The sequence below is a fragment of the Oleiphilus sp. HI0043 genome (assembly GCF_001634935.1).
This window is the reverse complement of record NZ_LWEY01001179.1, coordinates 1-1,525: the sequence shown is the minus strand read 5'-3', so window position 1 is coordinate 1,525 and position 1,525 is coordinate 1. Positions and strand designations below refer to the sequence as shown.

General features: G+C 43.6%; 3 protein-coding genes. All 3 read right to left on the bottom strand.

The genetic code is table 11. The features are described 5' to 3' along the window. Positions 1–294: 294 nt before the first annotated feature. On the bottom strand, positions 295–696 hold the full coding sequence (locus A3729_RS13615) for a hypothetical protein (protein WP_068633819.1): 402 nt from the start codon (positions 694–696) through the stop codon (positions 295–297). Between the two features lie 117 nt (positions 697–813). Continuing rightward, positions 814–1,098 carry a hypothetical protein gene (locus tag A3729_RS13610; RefSeq protein WP_068553828.1) on the bottom strand — a complete coding sequence of 95 codons (285 nt, stop codon included), beginning with the start codon at positions 1,096–1,098 and terminating at the stop codon, positions 814–816. A gap of 136 nt (positions 1,099–1,234) precedes the next feature. Next, on the bottom strand, positions 1,235–1,525 hold a 291-nt coding region (locus A3729_RS13605; RefSeq protein WP_068633995.1), incomplete at its 5' end, for a multidrug efflux SMR transporter.

Sequence of the window (1,525 nt, the reverse complement as noted above, 5' to 3'; positions counted from 1 at the left end):
GATGGCGACTTTACCGGATTCCCTAGGAACACACCACCAACGAAGCCTCTACAAATACAAATGTGCTTGAGAAGCTTAAACAGCAGAGCTGAACAGTGGGAAAACGTGCCACCTACCCTAAAAATTTAAACGGAAAGGTGCCAGATTAGAAACGTGCATTCCTTGCCGAATACTGAGCCTTAAACCTAAAGGCCAAAAAACATTTAACGCCGCAATAAAGGGCGAGCGGCGCGCAGCAGAGCGAGTCCAGCCCACGACCCTTTGTGGGCGTCTTTGATTGCCTGGTTATACGTTTTAGTATTCGCCGAAGATCTTGACCTCATAGGTGTAATTGCTAAAGCCGGCAGGCATGTTTGTACAGACAGCTTCAATGTCGATGTTACCACTTGAAAACGGCTTATTTATTAGCAGTAATGGGCACCGTTTAAAGAAGCTGCCATCTGATTTTTTAACGATAAAATTTACAGAAACATTGAGCCATTCGTGTTCGCTGTTGTTCTCAGCTATTGCGGTAAAAACCAACTTGTCACCGCTGAGCCAATGATTAACTGTTTTAAGGTTTATATCAGGGTCGTTTACCCGCGTAATCATTGCTTCTTGCACTTTCATGTAAGCGAATACGCCCGCTGCAAAAAGCACAACTAAAGAAGCGGCAAAAACAACAGAGAGGAAGCAATACTTCACATACTTGTTCATTCTGGAAATTCCATTTTTACGTATAACGCTTTTATAAACGGCGCGCGTCTTTTTGCGCGTCCAGTGCAGGCCACGTGTTTTTGTGGCCGGAACGATGTTTGATAAACTTGTTAGTTGTCATTTTGCCCCAAAGCTCTCTAGTACTGGATAGTAATATTCTGCGACTACCAGCCCAGAAAAAATACACGCAAGCAGAACCCAGACATGCCATTCACGAACCCAGCTACCCTGTGCTTTTAACTCGACCAATTCTTCTTCGTTTTCACCGACAGAGGCAAGAGACATGAAAAGTTGTATACCCATAATACCAATGAGTATATGAATATAGGGCGTACCGAAAAACCAAGAAATTCCGTAGACCAAAACACACAAAATACTAAGTATTATTGCTACTCGTTTCATATCCCTACTTACAACTAACGCCTTGCACAGCGGAAACTGTAGTGTAGTGGCTTTGTGCAACAATGAGCGAAGCGAATGCACAAAGCCGCGGAGCGGAGGTTTTCCGACTGGTGCAACTTGTTAGATGCATACTGGACTAATGTGCACTGGTTTTTGAAAGCAAGTTGAGAACAACAACGCCACCAACGATTAAACCCATGCCAACATACCCCCAAAGGTCAAGTTTTTGCCCGTGCATGAACCATGCGATTAGAGTTACTAAAACTATGCCAAGCCCTGACCAAACTGCATATGCAATACCAACAGGGATTGATTTCAGAGTAAGTGAAAGTAAATAGAAAGCAGCGCCATAGCCAATAATAACAAGCAGCGATGGGGCGATTTTAGTAAAACCTTCACTAGACTTAAGACTGGATGTTGCAATTAC

Coding starts and splice junctions, on each gene's coding strand:
- A3729_RS13615 (WP_068633819.1), bottom strand. CDS start 696: ATGAACAAGTATGTGAAGTATTGCTTCCTCTCTGTTGTTTTTGCCGCT.
- A3729_RS13610 (WP_068553828.1), bottom strand. CDS start 1,098: ATGAAACGAGTAGCAATAATACTTAGTATTTTGTGTGTTTTGGTCTAC.